Source organism: Bacillus sp. Leaf49, from assembly GCF_001426125.1.
GTDB lineage: Bacteria > Bacillota > Bacilli > Bacillales > Bacillaceae > Bacillus > Bacillus altitudinis.
The window spans coordinates 164276-185299 of the sequence record NZ_LMRK01000024.1; the positions used below are offsets into that span (position 1 = coordinate 164276).

The 21024-nt window shown below is 41.8% G+C and carries 19 protein-coding genes; 18 read left to right on the forward strand and 1 reads right to left on the reverse strand.

The features are described from left to right. Positions 1 to 9 precede the first annotated feature (9 nt). Entirely contained in the window at positions 10 to 1770 is a 1761-nt protein-coding gene (gene pyk, locus ASG46_RS18430; RefSeq protein ID WP_035701978.1) for a pyruvate kinase, read from the forward strand. Between the two features lie 100 nt (positions 1771 to 1870). Continuing rightward, positions 1871 to 2260 carry an FxsA family protein gene (locus ASG46_RS18435; protein WP_007501703.1) on the forward strand — a complete coding sequence of 130 codons (390 nt, stop codon included), beginning with the start codon at positions 1871 to 1873 and terminating at the stop codon, positions 2258 to 2260. Positions 2261 to 2284: 24 nt separating this feature from the next. Here the strand turns inward: ASG46_RS18435 and ytvI are convergent, their stop codons facing one another. After that, positions 2285 to 3403 (reverse strand): sporulation integral membrane protein YtvI, encoded by a 1119-nt coding sequence (gene ytvI / locus ASG46_RS18440; RefSeq protein WP_008346068.1) that lies wholly within the window; start codon positions 3401 to 3403, stop codon positions 2285 to 2287. 100 nt (positions 3404 to 3503) lie between these two features. Here ytvI and ASG46_RS18445 point away from each other — a divergent pair, with 100 nt between their 5' ends. The 16 genes from ASG46_RS18445 (at position 3504) to dnaI (ending at position 21002) form a co-directional block, all read left to right on the forward strand. Beyond that, positions 3504 to 3968 carry a DUF441 domain-containing protein gene (locus ASG46_RS18445; protein WP_007501699.1) on the forward strand — a complete coding sequence of 155 codons (465 nt, stop codon included), beginning with the start codon at positions 3504 to 3506 and terminating at the stop codon, positions 3966 to 3968. A gap of 375 nt (positions 3969 to 4343) precedes the next feature. Next, a complete protein-coding gene (gene citZ / locus ASG46_RS18450) occupies positions 4344 to 5462 on the forward strand; it encodes a citrate synthase (RefSeq protein ID WP_008346063.1) in 1119 nt (372 codons plus the stop codon). Between the two features lie 146 nt (positions 5463 to 5608). After that, the gene (gene icd, locus ASG46_RS18455; RefSeq protein ID WP_008346060.1) at positions 5609 to 6880 is read left to right on the forward strand and encodes an NADP-dependent isocitrate dehydrogenase; all 1272 of its coding nucleotides are present in this window, start codon (positions 5609 to 5611) and stop codon (positions 6878 to 6880) included. 34 nt (positions 6881 to 6914) lie between these two features. Beyond that, the gene (gene mdh / locus ASG46_RS18460) at positions 6915 to 7853 is read left to right on the forward strand and encodes a malate dehydrogenase (protein ID WP_007501693.1); all 939 of its coding nucleotides are present in this window, start codon (positions 6915 to 6917) and stop codon (positions 7851 to 7853) included. Positions 7854 to 8040: 187 nt separating this feature from the next. Beyond that, positions 8041 to 8769 (forward strand): response regulator transcription factor, encoded by a 729-nt coding sequence (locus ASG46_RS18465; protein ID WP_007501691.1) that lies wholly within the window; start codon positions 8041 to 8043, stop codon positions 8767 to 8769. Beyond that, the gene (pnpS, locus tag ASG46_RS18470; RefSeq protein ID WP_025207771.1) at positions 8762 to 10504 is read left to right on the forward strand and encodes a two-component system histidine kinase PnpS; all 1743 of its coding nucleotides are present in this window, start codon (positions 8762 to 8764) and stop codon (positions 10502 to 10504) included. The genes ASG46_RS18465 and pnpS overlap by 8 nt, the downstream gene beginning before the upstream one ends. Before the next feature lie 254 nt (positions 10505 to 10758). After that, entirely contained in the window at positions 10759 to 13398 is a 2640-nt protein-coding gene (gene polA / locus ASG46_RS18475) for a DNA polymerase I (protein WP_017358267.1), read from the forward strand. A gap of 31 nt (positions 13399 to 13429) precedes the next feature. Beyond that, on the forward strand, positions 13430 to 14263 hold the full coding sequence (gene mutM / locus ASG46_RS18480; RefSeq protein ID WP_007501686.1) for a DNA-formamidopyrimidine glycosylase: 834 nt from the start codon (positions 13430 to 13432) through the stop codon (positions 14261 to 14263). A gap of 174 nt (positions 14264 to 14437) precedes the next feature. Next, positions 14438 to 15070, forward strand: coding sequence for a sporulation membrane protein YtaF (gene ytaF, locus ASG46_RS18485; protein WP_007501684.1), 633 nt, complete (start codon positions 14438 to 14440; stop codon positions 15068 to 15070). A 13-nt stretch (positions 15071 to 15083) separates the two neighbouring features. Then, a complete protein-coding gene (coaE, locus tag ASG46_RS18490; protein WP_056705547.1) occupies positions 15084 to 15689 on the forward strand; it encodes a dephospho-CoA kinase in 606 nt (201 codons plus the stop codon). Positions 15690 to 15861: 172 nt separating this feature from the next. Next, positions 15862 to 16884, forward strand: a complete 1023-nt coding sequence (locus ASG46_RS18495) for a glyceraldehyde-3-phosphate dehydrogenase (protein ID WP_008346043.1) — start codon at positions 15862 to 15864, stop codon at positions 16882 to 16884. A 235-nt stretch (positions 16885 to 17119) separates the two neighbouring features. Next, positions 17120 to 17500 carry an adenosylmethionine decarboxylase gene (gene speD, locus ASG46_RS18500; RefSeq protein ID WP_003216492.1) on the forward strand — a complete coding sequence of 127 codons (381 nt, stop codon included), beginning with the start codon at positions 17120 to 17122 and terminating at the stop codon, positions 17498 to 17500. A gap of 184 nt (positions 17501 to 17684) precedes the next feature. Next, on the forward strand, positions 17685 to 18071 hold the full coding sequence (locus ASG46_RS18505; RefSeq protein WP_017358264.1) for a hypothetical protein: 387 nt from the start codon (positions 17685 to 17687) through the stop codon (positions 18069 to 18071). A gap of 4 nt (positions 18072 to 18075) precedes the next feature. Next, a complete protein-coding gene (nrdR, locus tag ASG46_RS18510) occupies positions 18076 to 18534 on the forward strand; it encodes a transcriptional regulator NrdR (RefSeq protein WP_003216720.1) in 459 nt (152 codons plus the stop codon). Positions 18535 to 18633: 99 nt separating this feature from the next. Then, positions 18634 to 20055: a replication initiation and membrane attachment family protein gene (locus ASG46_RS18515; RefSeq protein WP_056705550.1), complete on the forward strand. Its 1422-nt coding sequence runs from the start codon at positions 18634 to 18636 to the stop codon at positions 20053 to 20055. Positions 20056 to 20072: 17 nt separating this feature from the next. Further along, entirely contained in the window at positions 20073 to 21002 is a 930-nt protein-coding gene (gene dnaI / locus ASG46_RS18520) for a primosomal protein DnaI (protein WP_008346034.1), read from the forward strand. Positions 21003 to 21024: the final 22 nt, after the last annotated feature.

The window sequence follows — 21024 nt, forward strand, 5'->3', positions numbered from 1 at the left end:
GGAACAGTAATGAGAAAGACAAAAATCGTTTGTACAATCGGTCCAGCAAGTGAAAGCATTGAAAAGCTGACTGAATTGATTGAAGCAGGAATGAATGTAGCCAGACTAAACTTCTCTCATGGAGATTTTGAAGAGCATGGTGCACGTATTGAAAACATTCGCAAAGCAGGTAAAACTTTAGGCAAGGACATTGCGATCCTTCTTGATACAAAAGGTCCAGAGATCCGTACACGCACAGTTGAAAACGGCTCAATTGAGTTAGTTGCTGGTGCTGATCTTATCGTGAGTATGGAAGACATTGTGGGAAACACTGAAAAAATCAGTGTGACGTACGAAGATTTAATTCATGATGTAGGAGTGGGCTCAACCATCTTATTAGATGATGGTCTGATTGGTCTAGAAGTAAAAGAATTAAATATGGACCGAAAAGAAATCGTCACAAAAGTGATGAATACAGGTACACTGAAAAACAAAAAAGGTGTCAACGTACCGGGTGTTAGTGTGAACTTGCCGGGTATTACAGAAAAGGATGCCAATGATATTCTGTTCGGAATTGAACAAGGTGTCGATTTCATTGCAGCTTCTTTTGTGAGACGAGCTTCTGATGTTCTTGAAATTCGTGAGCTGCTTGAAAAGAACAACGCAGCTGACATTCAAATCATTCCTAAGATTGAAAACCAAGAGGGCGTTGATAACATCGATGAAATCCTTGAGGTATCAGATGGACTGATGGTTGCGCGTGGAGATCTTGGTGTAGAGATTCCGGCAGAAGAAGTACCGCTTGTTCAAAAAATGCTGATCAAAAAATGCAACCGTTTAGGCAAGCCTGTCATCACAGCAACTCAAATGCTGGATAGCATGCAGCGTAACCCGCGTCCAACTCGTGCAGAAGCAAGTGATGTGGCAAATGCTATTTTTGACGGTACAGATGCGATCATGCTATCTGGTGAAACAGCAGCAGGAACATATCCAGTTGAAGCTGTGCAAACAATGCACAACATTGCCTCACGTTCAGAGGAAGCACTTAACTATAAAGCAATCCTTTCTCGCAGAAGCGAAGAAGTAGAGGTCAGCATTACAGATGCGATCGGTCAATCTGTTGCGCACACAGCTATGAAGCTTGATGTGGCAGCGATTGTGACACCTACTGAGAGTGGTCATACTGCAAGAATGATTTCAAAATATAGACCAAAAGCACCAATCGTAGCAGTCACAGCAAACGAATCAGTGGCAAGAAAACTTTCACTCGTATTCGGTGTATTTGCAAAGAGCGGTTCAAAAACGACATCTACTGATGAAATGCTTGAGAATGCAGTAGAAAAGTCAATTGAAACAGGCTATGTAAGACATGGTGATTTAATCGTGATTACAGCTGGTGTGCCAGTTGGTGAAACAGGTACAACCAACTTAATGAAAGTGTATGTTGTCGGTGACATCATTGCGAAGGGTCAAGGAATTGGCCGCAAATCTGCATTTGGACCGGTTGTTATTGCACAAAGCGGAAAAGAAGCAGAGGAAAAAATGTACGATGGTGCGATTCTTGTCGCAAACTGCACAGATCGTGATATGATGGGTGCTTTAGAAAAAGCGTCTGCCCTTATCACGGAAGAAGGCGGTTTAACAAGCCATGCAGCAGTCGTTGGGCTCAGTCTTGGCATTCCAGTCATTGTTGGTCTCGACAGTGCCACAACACTTCTAAAAGAAGGCGAAGAGATTACAGTAGATCCAGCACGCGGAGCGATCTACAAAGGCCGTGCAAGCGTCCTTTAAATCACACACGAGGGGAGTTATCTGACTCCTCTCTTTTTTTATGTTACACTAAAAAAAGTAAACAGCTTTCGATGAAAGAGACCCCATGAGGTGATATGGCTTGAAAAAATATTTTCTACTATTATTGATTCTGTTCCCAGCAGTTGAAATTAGTTTATTTTTAATCTCAAGTAACATCATTGGTATTTTACCAACGATGCTAGTCATTGTGCTCACAAGTGCACTAGGTGCTTACTTTGCAAGAAAACAAGGAATAGAAGCATTTCAGAAAGTGCAGCGAGATTTACAATATGGCAAAATGCCAGGGGCCACCATTGTCGATGGCTTCTGCATTCTGATCGGTGGTTTGCTGCTGCTCATACCTGGATTCCTTTCTGATCTGATTGGGGCTGTTCTGCTCATTCCCATGACAAGAAAACGGATCAAACCGCTCTTTGAGCGCTGGCTTAGAAACATGTCCAATCGCAAACGCTATACGATTATACGCTAAAGAGACCTTCGCATCAGGTCTCTTTTACTTTTGCGCACCATACCGAATGTACTGATAAAGGTCTCTGAAAACCCCTGCATTACGAAACGCCTGCCAAACGACAAGAGAAGCGGGACCGAGTGCAAGTCCAAGAAAACCAAAGCATTTTAACCCGACAAACAGTGCCACGAGTGTTGCTAAAGGATTAAGACCGATTGATTTACTTAAGACTTTTGGCTCTGATATTTGTCTTTGAATGAGCACCACAATATACAAAATGCCCAGTCCAATGGCGAGTGAAAGATTTCCTGTCATGGCGGAGTAAATGATCCACGGAAGAAAAACCGTGCCACTGCCGATGTAAGGAAGTAAATCAACTAGACCAATACATAGAGCGATCACAATCGCATGCTCGACCTTTAAGATGAAAAGTCCAATCAGCACGATACCAATGGTCATGGCAACAAGGAGAAGCTGGGCTTTCATAAAGCCAGAAATGGCTTTTTTGATTTCAGATAAAATGGCACGTGTATGAAGCATCCATTTGGCGGGAAAGATACGAGAACCATATTTTTTTAACGTAAACCAATCTTTTGTGATAAAAAAAGTCGCTAGTGCGGAAAATAAAAGCGTCGCTGCTGCATCAGGCAAAAGACCTAAAAAAGCTGGAATAAATTCAAGAGTTTTTGAAAGGAAAGTCCCGATTTTTGCCGCTGCTTCGTCACCAAGTGCTTGGATTTGTCCTAAAATCGATTCCTTTTGACCTGCTTGAAGAGTATTAAATTGAGCAGTCAAATCATGATATAAAGGCAAAATCTGATCTGTGAAAAAACGTTCCACGATCCCAATCATTTGGTCAAGATGACCTGGAAGTACCTTTGCTAAATAAGCACTTCCTGAAATGATTTCCGCTACTAAAAGTGTCATGAATCCGGCTGCTACCACTAAAAAGAGTAATAGCACAATGATGACAACAAAACCTCTTGGCATCCCGGTCATGTTTTCGATTTTACATACGGCTGGATGAATCAAACACGACACGGCAAATGCAATCCAAAATGGATATAAAAACGGAAAAGACTGATATAAAAAAACAACCGCACAAACGGCGATGCTGAAAATCATCAAACTTCGCAAAAAAATGGCCACATACGTGTGATTCACACAATCCCCTCCAAAAAACAAGCATGTCCGATACTTCATTTTATTCAAAAAGATTAGTAATATGAAAAGGTCGCAATAAAAAGAAAGAAAGGAGCGGCGTATGTTTACTCAAGCAAATTTGTTTTTGGTTCTTTTACTCGTTATTGCACTTATTGCAAAAAACAATTCGTTAATTTTAGCGGTCTCTGTGCTGATTGCAATTAAGCTGATTGGCCTGGATCAAAAAATATTCCCGGTTCTGCAATCAAAAGGTATTAATTGGGGTGTGACGGTCATCACGATCGCTGTGCTTGTACCGATCGCAACAGGGGACATTGGATTTAAACAGCTTGGAGAAGCGATGAAATCTTCCTATGCTTGGATAGCTCTTGGAGCGGGTATATTAGTAGCATTAATTGCAAAAAACGGCATTGTGCTACTCGAAAACGATCCGCATATCACCGCAGCACTTGTATTCGGTACGATTTTGGCAGTCAGCTTATTCAAAGGTGTGGCTGTTGGTCCGCTGATTGGTGCTGGAATTGCCTATTTAGCGATGCAAGCAGTGAAATTTTTCAGCGGTTAAAAAGAGAGTGGCTCATGCCACTTTCTTTTGATATTTTTTCTGACGTGAGCTTTTGCAAAAAAACATAATTAAATATATTAAAAGAAGCAAAATCCCTTTATTCCATGCCCGAACCGGAAGGCTGGAAAAAAAAATATCAAAAAAAATTATAGTTAAACATTTAACAAATGTCTGATTATTGTTTATAATGGGAATAGGCTTAATTTTGAACTCATTGATCAAACACGAGATATGAGGCTAAAAGCGCTCTAACCGTATAGGTAAATGTAAGCATTTTCTTTTCTAAACCTGCCAGCCTATTTTGGTTGGATAGCGCTTTCAAAAAGCGAGAATTTTGCAACGAAGGGGAATCTTTTTAAAAAGGGGAGATTGAACATGACAGCAACAAGAGGTCTTGAAGGTATCGTGGCAACAACTTCATCCGTAAGCTCAATTATTGATGATACTCTTACTTATGTAGGGTACAATATCGATGATTTAACTGAAAAAGCGACTTTCGAAGAAATTGTCTACCTGTTATGGCACTTAAAGCTGCCGAATGAGCAGGAGCTAAGCGAGTTAAAGCAGCAGCTCAATGAAAATGCTCATATTCCGCAAGAGATCATTGAGCACTTTAAATCTTATTCGCTGGATGGGGTTCATCCAATGTCTGCGATTCGTACAGCGGTATCCTTATTAGGTTTGCTTGATGACGAATCAGAGATTATGGACAAAGAAGCGAATTACAGAAAAGCCATTCGCTTACAAGCGAAAATTTCTGGACTTGTCGCTGCATTTTCACGCATTCGAAAGGGACTTGAGCCTGTACAGCCAAAAGAAGAATACAGCTATGCTGCAAACTTCTTATATATGCTAAACGGCGAAGAGCCTTCACCAGTAGAAATTGAAGCGATTGATAAAGCGCTCATTCTACATGCGGATCACGAATTAAACGCATCGACATTTACAGCACGTGTATGTGTTGCTACACTATCAGATATCTACTCTGGTGTAACAGCAGCTATCGGCGCATTGAAAGGACCACTTCATGGCGGCGCAAATGAAGGCGTAATGAAGATGTTGTCAGAAATTGGCGAAGTTGAAAACGTAGATTCCTATATTCATGGTAAGCTAGAGAAGAAAGAGAAAATTATGGGCTTTGGCCACCGCGTTTACCGCCAAGGTGACCCGCGTGCAAAACATTTAAAAGAAATGAGCCAGCGCTTAACAAATCTCACAGGCGAGCCAAAATGGTATGAAATGTCTGTACGCGCAGAGGAAATCGTGACATCAGAGAAAAATCTTCCACCAAATGTTGATTTTTATTCTGCTTCTGTCTATCACAGTCTTGGGATTGATCATGACTTGTTTACACCAATTTTCGTGATCAGCCGATTCTCTGGATGGATTGCTCACATTTTAGAGCAATATGATAACAACCGTCTGATCCGTCCAAGAGCTGACTATATTGGACCAGACCTTCAAACGTTTGTTCCGATCAGTGAAAGAGACTAATGTTTATAGAATAGTGGAGGCTGATCCATCTAAACCAATCAGCCTCCATATCAACAAAAAACGAATCACGTGAAAAACTTCTTGGCTTGCAGACATCAAGCTTGGAAGTTTCAAATATTCACTACATAACCTGGGAGGTAATATCATTGTCACAAGGCGAAAAAATTACAGTTACTGGCGGCGTATTGAATGTACCAAATAATCCAATTATCCCGTTTATCGAAGGGGACGGAATCGGTCCTGACATTTGGAAAGCAGCATCAAGAGTTCTTGAAGCAGCTGTAGAAAAAGCATATAAAGGTGAAAAGCAAATCACTTGGAAAGAAGTATATGCAGGTGAAAAAGCTTATAATAAAACGGGCGAGTGGCTTCCAGAGCAAACACTTGAAGACATTCGTGAATATTTAATCGCGATCAAAGGACCACTGACAACACCAATTGGCGGAGGAATTCGTTCATTGAACGTGGCACTAAGACAAGAGCTTGATTTATTCACATGCTTACGTCCAGTTCGCTGGTTCCAAGGCGTACCATCTCCTGTGAAACGTCCAGAAGACACAGACATGGTCATCTTCCGTGAAAACACTGAAGATATCTATGCAGGAATCGAGTATGCAAAAGGATCAGACGAAGTGAAGAAGTTAATCGACTTCTTGAAAAACGAATTAGGTGTGAATAAAATCCGTTTCCCAGAAACATCAGGTATCGGAATCAAACCAGTTTCTGAAGAAGGAACATCTCGTCTTGTCAGAGCAGCGATCCAATATGCGATTGACCAAGGCCGTAAATCTGTGACACTTGTTCACAAAGGAAACATCATGAAATTTACAGAAGGAGCCTTCAAAAACTGGGGCTACGAAGTGGCTGAAAAAGAGTTTGGCGACAAAGTCTTTACATGGGCACAATATGATCGTATTGTAGAACAAGATGGAAAAGATGCGGCAAACAAAGCGCAAAGTGAAGCAGAAGCTGCTGGCAAAATCATTGTCAAAGACAGCATTGCAGATATTTTCCTTCAACAAATTTTAACTCGTCCAGCTGAGTTCGATGTTGTCGCAACAATGAACTTAAACGGAGACTACATCTCTGATGCACTTGCAGCACAAGTTGGTGGAATTGGTATCGCACCTGGTGCAAACATCAACTACGAAACAGGACACGCTATTTTTGAAGCGACTCACGGAACAGCACCGAAATATGCTGGTCTTGATAAAGTGAATCCATCTTCTGTTCTTCTATCAGGCGTGCTTTTACTTGAGCACCTTGGATGGCAAGAAGCTGCTGATCTAGTGATTCAATCTGTTGAAAAAACAATTGCATCTAAAGTCGTCACGTACGATTTTGCTAGATTAATGGATGGTGCAACAGAAGTGAAATGTTCTGAGTTTGCTGACGAGCTCATCAAAAACTTGTCTTGATTCTTAAACTTTAAAGTTAAAGGGGAAAAAGGAAATGGCAAACAAGCGTAAAAAAGTATCTGTCATCGGAGCAGGCTTTACTGGAGCAACTACAGCATTTCTAACAGCTCAAAAAGAATTAGCGGATGTCGTATTAGTGGATATCCCTCAGCTTGAGAACCCGACAAAAGGGAAAGCACTTGACATGCTGGAAGCAAGCCCTGTTCAAGGCTTCGATGCGAATATTACAGGAACTTCTAACTACGAAGATACAGCCGGTTCTGATGTCGTGGTCATTACGGCAGGAATTGCAAGAAAGCCGGGAATGAGCCGTGACGACCTCGTGTCAACAAATGAAAAAATCATGCGCAGTGTGACACGTGAAATCGTTAAATATTCTCCAGAAGCGATCATTGTTGTGTTAACAAACCCTGTTGATGCAATGACATATGCAGTTTATAAAGAATCAGGATTACCAAAAGAAAAAGTCATCGGACAATCAGGAATTCTTGATACAGCACGTTTCCGTACGTTCGTTGCTCAAGAATTAAACCTATCTGTGAAAGATGTGACGGGCTTTGTTCTTGGCGGACATGGGGACGACATGGTTCCTCTTGTACGTTACTCTTATGCAGGCGGTATCCCGCTGGAAACATTAATTCCTAAAGAGCGAATTGATGCAATTGTTGAAAGAACAAGAAAAGGCGGCGGTGAAATCGTCAACCTATTAGGTAACGGTAGTGCGTATTATGCACCTGCTGCTTCACTCGTTGAAATGGTTGAGGCGATCTTAAAAGATCAACGCCGCGTCATGCCGACGATTGCATACCTTGAAGGTGAATATGGCTACGAAGGCATTTACCTTGGAGTTCCAACAATCGTAGGTGGAAACGGCCTTGAGCAGATCATCGAGCTTGAGCTGACAGAAGAAGAAAGAAGTCAGCTTGACCGTTCTGTTGAATCTGTAAAGAACGTCATGAAAGTATTGTCTTAATATGAATAAAAAAGAAGGCTTCTCGTATGAGGAGTCTTCTTTTTATTTACAAAACCAATCTTGTCGAAATTTTAAATTGTTCTCTTGTTAAGCTTTCGTTAAAATGAAAGAGAAAGCATGACTTCTCGCTTTTCACATAAGATACAAAAAACCGGATGCAGGGGAAATCACTAATTGGAGGCACAACATGAATAAAAAAATATTAGTTGTGGATGATGAAGAATCAATTGTAACACTTCTAAGCTATAACCTTGAAAGGGCGGGCTACGATGTCGTCACAGCAAGAGACGGAGAAGAAGCGCTTGAAAAAGCAGCAAGTGAACAGCCTGATCTGATTGTGCTTGATTTAATGCTTCCGAAAATGGACGGCATTGAAGTGTGCAAACAACTGAGAATTCAAAAAATGATGTTCCCTATTTTAATGCTGACAGCAAAGGACGATGAATTTGATAAGGTGCTCGGTCTTGAACTTGGAGCCGATGATTACATGACAAAACCTTTCAGTCCTAGAGAAGTGGGTGCTCGGGTAAAAGCCATTTTGAGAAGAGCACAGCAATCTCAGCCGGCTCCCGTGCAAGAAGAGAAGGAAGAGATCATTGCAGACCAAATCAAAATTGGAGACCTGCGCATTTTACCTGAACATTACGAAGTCTATTTCCAAGAAGAACGTCTAGAGCTCACGCCAAAGGAATTTGAACTGCTTCTTTATTTGGCTAAGCATAAAGGCCGTGTCCTTACGCGTGATCTATTGTTAAGTGCGGTTTGGAATTATGACTTTGCAGGTGATACTCGTATTGTGGATGTGCATATCAGCCACTTGCGGGACAAAATTGAAAAGAACACGAAAAAACCAACATATATTAAAACCATTCGAGGCTTAGGCTACAAATTGGAGGAGCCAAAGCCAAATGAGTAAAGTGAGAACCCGCCTTTTTTCTGGGCTCATTTTTCTCCTGTTTATTGTGTTTGTTGCGCTTGGTCTTTTCTTGGATCATATGTTTCATATTTTCTATGAAACAAAATTAACCGAACGAATGGAAAAGGAATCGAGTTTTCTCCTTTCTTCAATGAATGTGGAAGATTTGAACGCGGAGCAAAACAAGAAGATTCTCAATCAAGCAAAGCAGCATCTCGATATGAATGCGTCGATTGTGGACGTGAAGGGGAATATCATACATACAACGGGTCAAGCAGAACAAAGGGCTGTCATTTTAAACACACTGAAAAGTGAGCAGCTCCAAACAAAAGGAACGTTCATTGAGGATGAGAAAGATGCGCTGTTTCATTATGCAGTTCCAATGATGAAACAAAACGAACCGGCGGGATATTTATTTCTTCATGCTTCATTCGAGCCTTTGAATGAGATTGACGGCCAGCTCTGGCTTGCATTAGCCTTTTGTCTTGGTTCGGCCATCATTATCATCGTCTTCTTTGGCTATCGCATGTCGATGAAGTATGTAAAGCCGATTGATTATGCCACAAAGGTGGCCAAACAGCTTGAACGAGGGAACTATGATACAAATAACTATGAAGAGCTGATCATTGAAACAAGTGAACTCAATACATCAATGAAACGTCTGGCAGAAAGTCTTCAAGACATGACAAGCGCTGGCGAAATGCAGCGAGATCGTCTGCAAACAGTCATTGAAAACATCGGAGCGGGGATTATTTTGATTGATAAAATGGGCTATATTCACTTAGTCAATCGAACATTCCGCAAGCAATTCAAAGTGCAAAAGCATATTTACATGCACAAGCTGTATCATGAAGCCTTTACCCATGAAGAGATTATTGAGTTAATAGACGAAATTTTCATGACAGAAACCAAGGTCCGAAAGTTTTTACGTCTCGCTGTTGACATCGAGCGCCGTTATTTTCAAGTCGATGGTGTTCCGATCTTAAGTACAGACGATGAATGGAAAGGAATTGTTCTTGTCTTTCATGATGTAACAGAAACAAAGCAACTAGAACAGATGCGAAAAGACTTTGTCGCTAACGTGTCACATGAATTAAAGACACCGATCACGTCCATCAAAGGCTTTTCTGAAACACTTCTTGATGGTGCTATTGACGACAAAGAAGCGCTCACACAATTTTTGTCCATCATCCTAAAAGAGAGTATTCGTTTAGAAACGCTCATCCAAGACTTACTTGATCTCTCGAAAATTGAACAGCAGCATTTTAAGCTGAATATTCAAGAAGCCAATGCGACAGAAATCATTCAAGAGATTGAAGTGCTGCTAAAACAAAAGGCTGCTGAAAAAGGCATTGACCTACAAGTGCGTGTCCCGAAAGAGCCGGTCTATGTCATGGCAGATCCGCTGAGATTAAAACAAATTTTCCTCAATCTGATCAATAATGCTCTCACCTATACACCAGAGGGAGGAAGTGTCACGATCACAGCAAGACAGAGGAAAGACAGCTATGAATTTGATGTAGCAGATACAGGAATCGGTATGAAAAAGAGTGAGATTCCAAGAATATTCGAGAGATTTTATCGAATTGATAAAGATCGAAGTAGAAACTCAGGCGGTACAGGGCTTGGTCTTGCCATTGTCAAACACCTTGTCGAAGCACATGAAGGAACGATTTCTGTTCATAGCAAACAAGGCAAAGGGACGACGTTTACCGTGAGTTTAAAGTCAAAATAGAGAAGAATGGAAAGTGGCGTTAAAATTTACATGATCTTTACAATGAATTCATGTTTTGTTAATCAATCATTGGTAGGATGAATAGGAACCCCTTCATCCAAGGAGCCAATTTTGGAAGGACGAAAACACTTGTTGTTTTCGTCCCTTTTTTATGCAGGCTCGTCTATTTTCTTTTCAAAATAAACTTTGATAAAATGAACATACAATGTGCGAAAGAGACGGCTGAGCCGGCTCAGTCGATGGAGGATTAAAAGATGACAGATCAAAAGAAATTAGTACTTGTGGATGGAAACAGTCTCGCTTATCGAGCTTTTTTTGCTTTACCGCTATTATCAAATGATAAAGGCGTACATACAAATGCCATTTATGGCTTTGCGATGATCTTAATGAAGATGCTGGAAGACGAGAAGCCGACTCATATGCTCGTAGCATTTGATGCGGGTAAAACCACCTTCCGTCACGAGACCTTTAAGGAATATAAAGGCGGAAGACAAAAAACTCCGCCAGAACTATCAGAACAAATGCCGTTCATCCGTGAGCTATTAGATGCTTATCAAGTGAAAAGGTACGAGCTTCCGCAATACGAGGCGGATGACATTATCGGCACACTGGCTGTAGAGGCAGAAAAGGACGGCTTTGAGGTCAAAATCTTCTCAGGAGATAAAGACTTAACGCAGCTTTCAACAGACCATACAACAGTAGCCATTACGAAAAAAGGGATCACAGAAGTAGAATATTACACACCGGCACATATTGAAGAGAAATACGGCCTCAGACCAGATCAAATCATCGACATGAAAGGGCTGATGGGAGACTCATCAGACAATATCCCTGGCGTGCCTGGTGTCGGTGAAAAAACAGCGATCAAATTACTAAAGCAGTTTGAAACGGTTGAAAATCTGCTTGATCATATTGACGAAGTCAGCGGGAAAAAGCTAAAAGAAAAGCTTGAAGAATATAAAGAACAAGCGGTGATGAGTAAAAAGCTGGCGACGATTCTCGTAGAAGCACCAATAGATGTATCAAGCAAAGAGCTCGCCTATGAAGGTCCTCACATGGAGCAGGTCATCTCGCTTTATAAAGAACTGGGCTTTCAAACGCTGCTAGAGCGTTTAGGAGAAGCGCCAGAATCAGATGAACCAGTAGAAATAGACGAACTAGACGTGAAGAAAATGACAGATGTCACGGAGGACATGCTGACAGATCACGCTGCACTTGTGGTAGAACAGCTAGGAGACAATTATCACGAAGCCGATTTGATAGGGTTTGCGATCCATAATGAGAACGGTGCATTTTTTATGACAAAAGAAGATGCTCTGCAATCTGAAGCGTTTAAACAATGGGTACAGGATGAAACGAAGAAGAAATGGGTCTTTGATTCCAAAAGAGCGGTTGTTGCACTCAGATGGCATGATGTTGATCTTAAAGGTGTCGATAACGATGTCCTGCTCGCTTCTTATGTGGTCAATCCGCAGAAATCCTATGAGGACGTTGCAAGTGTGGCGAAGGAATATGGCCTAAATATTGCCCTTTCCGATGAAAAAGTTTACGGAAAAGGAGCGAAACAGGCGATTCCACCTGAAGAAGAGCTAAAAGACCATCTTGGAAGAAAAGCAGCAGCGATCTCTGCGCTGCATGATTTGACCCTTGAAGCGTTAGAAAAGAATGATCAGCATGAGCTGTATGAAGATTTAGAGTTGCCACTTGCCCTCATCTTAGGTGAAATGGAATCTCTTGGGGTAAAAGTAGATGTTGAACGCCTTCAGAAAATGGGTGAAGAACTCACGAAGAAGCTGAAGGAATATGAAGAAACCATTCATCGGTTAGCAGGAGAAACATTTAACATCAATTCACCGAAGCAACTTGGTGTCATTTTATTTGAAAAATTAGGACTGCCGGTTATCAAAAAAACCAAAACAGGCTACTCTACGTCTGCGGATGTCCTTGAAAAGCTTGAAGACAAGCACGAAATTATTCGGTCCATTCTGCATTACCGTCAAATAGGAAAGCTGCAATCTACTTATGTGGAAGGCTTAATGAAAGTGACGCGCAAAGATACGCATAAAGTGCACACAAGATTTAATCAGGCACTTACACAAACAGGAAGACTAAGCTCAACAGACCCAAACCTTCAAAATATCCCGATTCGTTTAGAAGAAGGCCGAAAAATTCGTCAAGCGTTCGTTCCATCAAAAGAAGGCTGGCTCATGTTTGCAGCTGACTATTCTCAAATTGAGCTGCGTGTACTCGCGCACATTTCTCAAGATGAGAACTTGATTGAAGCCTTTACGCAAGATATGGATATTCACACGAAAACAGCCATGGATGTGTTCCATGTCTCAGAAGAAGAAGTGACTTCCTCTATGAGAAGACAGGCCAAAGCTGTCAACTTCGGAATCGTGTATGGAATTAGTGATTATGGACTGTCTCAAAACCTTGGGATTACAAGAAAAGAAGCAGCGGCCTTCATTGAACGTTATTTAACAAGTTTTAAAGGCGTGAAAACCTATATGGAAGACATCGTGCAGGAAGCAAAACAAAAAGGATATGTGACCACGCTTCTTAAACGTAGACGATATATTCCAGATATCACAAGCCGTAATTTTAATGTGAAAAGCTTTGCGGAAAGAACGGCAATGAACACACCGATCCAAGGCAGTGCCGCTGATATCATCAAAAAAGCGATGATTGATATGGCACGAAAGTTAAAAGAAGAGAATCTGCAGGCAAATCTGTTATTGCAAGTGCACGATGAACTGATCTTTGAAGCGCCAAAAGAAGAAATCGCCATATTAGAAAAAATCGTCCCTGAAGTCATGGAAAGCGCACTTCAGCTCGATGTGCCGCTAAAAGTCGATTTCGCTTCAGGTCCATCTTGGTACGACGCAAAATAAAGAATAAAGAGAGAAAAAAGGAGCGAGGAGCATGCCGGAATTACCAGAGGTTGAGACCGTCCGGCGCACTCTTCAGCGGTTAGTCAAAGGAAAAACGATTGAAACGGTCGATATCAAATGGCCAAATATCATCAAACGTCCTGGGGAACCGGAAGAGTTCGCTAGAAGGATGGTAGGAGAAACCATTCAAACCATTGAAAGAAGAGGGAAGTTTCTACTCTTTCATTTAGACCACTATGTGATGGTCTCCCATTTAAGAATGGAAGGGAAATACCGTGTACATGAAACTGGTGAGCCTTATGATAAACATGTACACGTCGTCTTTACGTTCACAGATGGTACCGAACTTCGGTATCATGATGTCCGTAAATTTGGGACGATGCATCTATTTCAGCCAGGCGAAGAAGAAAAAGAACTTCCGCTATCACAGCTGGGATATGAACCTTTTTCAGACTCATTTACACCAGACTATTTATGGGAGCAATTAAAGAAAACCTCCCGCGTGGTCAAAACGGCTTTACTTGATCAAAAGATTGTGGTTGGCCTCGGTAACATTTATGTAGATGAAGTGCTGTTTAAATCAGGCATTCATCCAGAAACAAAAGCGAATCAGCTAAGTCTTGCATCTTGCAAGGTGCTCCACAAACATATTATTGACACGCTTCAAGTGGCTGTTGATGCAGGAGGTAGCACCATTCGTTCCTACATCAATTCACAAGGTGATATTGGGACTTTTCAATTACAGCTTCTTGTATATGACCGGCGGGGAGAACCTTGCCAGACGTGCGGCAGTATCATAGAGAAAACAGTGGTGGGAGGGCGCGGCACTCATTTTTGTGTGACCTGCCAAAAACGCCCTTCATAAAGGTAAGCCGTCAGCATGCTTCCTTTTTGCCATGCATACGATAAAAAACATTCTTTTTTCAGCAAGGTGTAGACTGACACACAGCCCACCTGCTCTTCATATAGTGAAGAAGAGTCTAAGGACGCCTAGAGACTCTTGATCATCGTTGCATGAACAGAAAGGAAGAGTACAGGTATGATTTCGTTTTCGCTTCTGTTTTTAGCTATTGCCGTCAGCATTGACAGCTTTTCTGTAGGTTTTACGTATGGTCTTCGCAAGATGAGGATTCCATTTAAAGCCATCGTTATTATTGCTTGCTGTTCAGGAATTGTGTTGCTCATTTCCATGCTGATTGGCAGCCTGCTCACGACATTCCTCCCTGTCTCAGTGACAGATAAACTGGGTGGAGGCATCTTAATTGCCATCGGACTTTGGGTTCTGTATCAATTTTATAAACCAGCGAAAGAGCGTGATTTGCTCCTTCATGAAAAAACACTTCTCAATGTAGAAGTGCAGTCTCTTGGGCTTGTCATTCATATTTTGCGAAAGCCTACAAGTGCAGATATTGACCGCTCTGGCACCATTAATGGAATGGAAGCGGTGCTTCTTGGAATTGCTTTATCCATCGATGCATTTGGTGCAGGGATTGGTGCCGCGATTCTTGGTTTTTCTCCAATTGTCATGAGCATCACGGTCGCTGTGATGAGTTCTCTTTTTGTATGCATCGGACTGCGTGCAGGTCATTATTTGGCCAATTGGCGCTGGATCGATAAACTCGCATGCTTACCAGGGCTGTTGCTCATTTTAATTGGGGTGTGGAAGCTGTAAAGGAGGAAACGAATTGACGCTCGTCATTGGATTAACAGGCGGGATTGCTAGCGGAAAAAGCACAGTCTCGCAGATGATAAAAGAGAAAGGCATTCGGGTGGTGGATGCAGATATCATTGCAAAAGAAGCGGTTTCTAAAGGAGCGCCTGCCCTTCATCAAATCGTTCAAACTTTTGGTGAAGAGGTTCTTCTGCCAAATGGTGAACTGAACCGGCAGCAGCTTGGAGCGATCATTTTTTCTGATGAAGAGAAAAGAAAAAAGCTCAATGCCATCGTTCATCCTGAAGTCAGAAAGGAAATGCTCAAGCAGCGTGATGAAGGGGTCAGCAACCAAGAAACTTTTGTTGTGCTTGATATCCCGCTCCTATTCGAGAGCAAGCTGGAAGGGCTAGTCGACCGCATCATCGTTGTGTACACGACGCCTGAATTGCAGCTGTCGCGGCTCATGAATCGAAACGACCTGAGCGAGGAAGAAGCACTGAATCGCATTCACTCCCAGCAGCCTCTTGAGGAAAAATGCCAAAAAGCAGACCGAGTTATAGAAAACACAAAAGATCTTGCTTTTATGAGAAAGCAATTAGAGAACATATTAAACGAATGGGAACATACAGATAAGTAAGAGTACATACAGTACTCTTCTTTTTTTATGCTTTTTTCGTCAATTTCATTGCAAAGAACAGCCCTTTTTTGAAAATATACGTTTATATACTGGCAATTACATTCTAATGTGATATACTAATTTCATAAATAAATTTATTGAGTATAACACATAATAGAGGAGTGACCTGTTCATGAAGGTAAAAGCAGCGATCAATGGGTTTGGCAGAATTGGACGCATGGTCTTCAGAAAAGCAATGCTTGATGATCAAATTCAAATTGTAGCGGTGAACGCAAGCTATCCTGCCGAAACGCTAGCACATTTAATTAAATATGACACAAATCATGGACGTTACGAATGCGATGTGACAGCAGAAGATGACGCGTTGATTGTCAATGGCAAAAGAGTGCTTTTGCTCAATAATAGAGACCCAAAGCAGCTTCCATGGGGAGAGCTTGGGATTGATATCGTGATCGAAGCAACAGGGAAATTTAATTCAAAAGATCAAGCGATGGGCCATATAGATGCTGGAGCGAAAAAGGTCGTACTTACAGCTCCAGGTAAAAATGAAGACGTTACAATTGTGATGGGTGTCAATGAGGATGATCTTGATCCTGAAAAGCACGTAGTTATTTCAAACGCATCTTGTACAACAAACTGCTTAGCACCAGTTGTCAAGCTGTTAGATGATGAATTTGGCATCGACAACGGCTTAATGACAACGGTTCATGCTTATACAAATGATCAAAAAAATATCGACAACCCCCACAAGGATTTGCGCCGGGCAAGAGCATGTGCCCAGTCCATCATTCCAACGACGACGGGTGCCGCTAAAGCGCTTTCTTTAGTGCTGCCGCACATGAAAGGGAAATTACATGGACTTGCACTTCGCGTACCGGTTTCAAATGTGTCGATGGTTGATCTTGTGGTCGACTTGAAAAAAGATGTCACAGCAGAAGAGGTAAATGCTGCCTTTGCAACGGCTTCAAAAACATCTCTTGCTGGCATATTAGATTACACCGATGAACCACTTGTCTCCACAGACTTTAACACAAACCCTTATTCTGCTGTCGTTGATGGACTTACAACGATGGTGATGGAAGGCAGAAAAGTAAAAGTTCTTGCATGGTATGACAATGAATGGGGCTATTCTTGCAGAGTGGTTGATCTTGTAAAGTTTGTTGGTTCACAGATGAAAGAGCTTTCAGCTGTTTGAAATGAAGAAGACTGAACGTCCCTTTTCAAGAAATGAGAGAAAATCCCACTAAAAACACAGCTTGCAAAATGGGTCTAAACAAAGTATACTATTTTTCGTGAACTTCTTGTTCGCAGACTCATTCGGGTATACTTAAAGGGTTAGGACCTCTTTGGACTAACTTTCCCCCGTGGTATATGTCCGGTCCGGCTGCTTAGAACTTCACTCTTTCATTCTTGTTTAAGGGGGGTCCATGATGGAAACAATCGGACGTCACGTTATCTCCGAGTTATGGGGATGCGACTGTGATAAACTGAACGACATGGATTTTATTGAAAAAACGTTTGTAAATGCAGCTTTGAAATCAGGAGCTGAAGTAAGAGAGGTTGCTTTTCACAAATTTGCACCTCAAGGAGTAAGTGGAGTTGTCATTATTTCTGAATCTCATCTGACAATTCACAGCTTTCCTGAACATGGTTATGCGAGCATAGATGTTTATACTTGCGGCGATCTAGATCCGAATATTGCAGCAGATCATATCGGAGATGAACTAGGTGCTGAAACAAGAGAAAACATCGAAATTCCTCGAGGCATGGGACCTGTACAAGTGAAACAGGCGCAAGCCAAAGCACTGTAAACATAAAAAAGATTGCAATGGGAGCTGGCCAAAAGCATTAAATGCCTTTGTGTTATGCTCCTTTTTATATTTGTTCCATACACGACATCCAGCATGATCCAACCTGTCTATACTTTTGTTCTAGGAAAACAAAGGTTTTTTTTATAAAATAAAGAAGAGGGTTTATGACAAAGGGGATACGTGTATGACTTTAGGACAAAAGCTCAAACGATTCATTTCAAATCATACAGAAACATCTGACCATCATCCAGTGTCAGAGCTGAAAAGCCATTACTACAAATCGACACAAACTCAAGTTTTTCAAGCGGTAGAAGCCGTTCTTTCAAGAAACGATTCCTATCAAGTGACATCTGTTTCAGCAGAACGAGGTGAAATCAGCGCAAACATACGAACGCCGAAAAAAGCTTTTCTCGTGGCGACTGTCATTTCAATTCGTCCTTTTGAAACAGCTGTCGATTTTAATGTGACAACAGAAACAGCACTGCCAACAGACTTTGGCTACAGTCAAAAGGCTGTTTTGTCCCTCTATAAAGAACTAGACAAACAACTTCCAAGAAGAGATCGGAGCTGATGAAATGAAATGTCCCACATGTCAGCACCTTGGCACAAGGGTGCTTGATTCAAGACCAGTAGATGAAGGGAAGTCCATCCGTCGGAGAAGAGAGTGTGAAAGCTGTCAATATCGCTTTACGACGTTTGAAAAATTAGAAGAATTGCCATTGATAGTGGTGAAAAAAGAAGGAATTCGAGAAGAATTCAGCCGGGAAAAGATGCTAAGAGGCCTCATTAAAGCGTGTGAAAAACGTCCTGTCGCTTTAAAACAGCTCGAGGATGTCTGCTTTAACATCGAGAAGGAATTGCGTAACCAAGGCATGTCAGAGGTGAAAAGCGAGCTTGTTGGGGAAATGGTAATGGACGAGCTGGCGAAAATTGATGAAGTGTCTTACGTCAGGTTTGCCTCGGTTTACCGTCAGTTTAAAGATATCAATGTATTTATTGATGAATTAAAAGATTTATTAAAGAAAGAACGCTAAAAAAGAGCTGAAGATTCTTCATGCTCTTTTTCCTGCGTAAAGCGTAAAACGCAAAAAGAGTGTACAATGAAGACAACCGTATTAAGGGAGGATCAGCATATGACAGAGCATTGGAAGGAAGTGCTAGCCGTCGATCCGTATGTCGTCAAAAGCGCTTCATTGCTCGGTGACATCGATAGACAGCTTATTACTCTTTTATATCAGCCGCTTATTGGCATGTCCGCTTTCAGTTTATACATGACACTGTGGGGAGAGCTGGAACAAAATCGAATGTGGGGGAAACCCGCACCTCACCGTCAGCTGATGGTGATGCTGCAAACGAATTTAAATGATATTTTTGAGGAGCGCTTAAAGCTTGAAGCGATCGGATTACTCCGCACATATGAACAGGAAACGGAAGAAGGCAGACTGTTTACATATGAGCTCGTGCCGCCGCTGAGACCGGATGAATTTTTCCAAGACGGTATGCTGAATGTCCTTTTGTATCATCGGGTAGAGAAAGCAAAATATATGCAGCTTCGTGATTATTTTTCTTATCCAGGAGTTCCTGCTGATGCAAAGAACATCTCCCGATCGTTTGAAGAAGTGTTTCACGTCTTGCAGCCAGGAGAGCGCAAGATGACAGAGGAAATCAATCAGGCGTCATCGCTTGACGAGGGCTACGAATATGTGACAGTTGGCTCAAGTCAGCCTGCACCGCTTTCAGATGAATCTTTTGATTTTGATCTCCTGTTAGCAGGCATGTCGGACATGATGATTCCGAGAAAAGCTTTGACAAAGCAAGTGAAAGAGACAATTAAGAAGTTAGCGGTCGTCTATGGTATCACCCCGCTGCAGATGCAAAATATTGTCGCAGGTGCCTGTGGCTCAGATCAGATGATATCAACTGAGGATCTGCGAAAAGCAGCGAGAGACTGGTATCAAATTGAATACAGAGGCGAACAGCCGAAGCTGATTGATCAAAAACAGCCAAGACATTTACGTCACAATGTCACGCAGAATTCAGGTGCAGATGCACCTGATGCGAAATTGATTGAAAAGCTTGATCATATTTCGCCTAGAGAGCTTCTAAAAGATATGGCAGATGGCATTGAGCCGACGTATGCAGACTTAAGAATTGTTGAAGATATTATGCTTGAGCAGCAGCTAGAGCCTGGGGTCATGAATGTTCTGATCTACTATACACTGCTAAAAACGGATATGAAGCTGTCCAAAACATATATGCAGAAAATCGCCGCCCACTGGGTGCGAAAGAAAATTAAAACCGTGGCAGCTGCTATGAAAATTGCCAAAGAAGAAAATAGGCAAATGACAGAATGGGCGCAGCAAAAAAATAAGCGTCAATCATATGGATCAGGAAAAGTGATCCGCGAGGAGAAACTGCCTGACTGGATGAAGGAAGCTGAAACGAAAGAACAGCCAAAAGAACAGACAGATAACTTGTCTACAGAGGACCTCGAACGAGAAAAAGAAAAATTGTTAGATCAGTTTAATAAGATGAAAAAGTACAATGCACATTAATGTGAGGTGAGATGGAGATGAAACCGATCGGTCGTTCATTTGATCAGCTAAAAGGGCGGGTAGATTTTCGCGTGAGATACAATCAGATTAAAGAAAGTGTCCTAGCTGATGAAGATGTAAAAGCTTTTTTAAAGGAGCATCAAGAGGACATCCAAGAAGACATGATCAATCGCAGCTTGAACAGGCTCTTTGAATATGTACAACAATCAAAGGGTTGTTCTTACTGCTTAGAGGAAGAGAATGTAAATGTCATTTTAGACGGGTATCACCCGAAGCTTGTGATCAAAGGTCAAAGCATTGATATTGAATATTCCCCTTGTCCTGTCAAACTGCGGCTTGATAGACAGAAAAAACAGCAAGAACTCATGAAAAGCATGTACATTCCGCAGAATGTTCTTCAAGCGACGTTTGCTGATTTAAATGTGGTTGGAAGACAAGAAGTCATTCAAAAAGTAGGTCAATTCCTGCAAAGTTATGATGAAACAGGTAAGGGGAAAGGCCTCTATTTACATGGAAAGTTTGGGGTCGGAAAAACATTTATTCTGGCAGCGATTGCGCAGCAGCTAGCGGTAAAAGAGTATCCATCTCTCCTTGTATACGTGCCTGAATTTGTGAGAGAGTTAAAAAATTCGTTAGCTGATCATACACTCGAAGAGAAGCTGAATATGGTCAAATCAACACCAATTTTAATGCTTGATGATATTGGAGCAGAGTCGATGACAAGCTGGGTACGAGATGAACTTTTAGGAACAATCTTGCAATACCGCATGGCAGAGCAGCTGCCGACTTTTTTCTCTTCTAATTTCTCACCGAATGAGTTAAAGCATCACTTTACGTACTCACAGCGCGGGGAAAAAGAAGAGGTGAAGGCAGCTCGATTAATGGAACGTATTCTCTACCTAGCTGAACCAGTTCTGCTTGAAGGAGAAAATCGCCGTCATTTATAAAAAGATAGGTCACGTGAAGGGG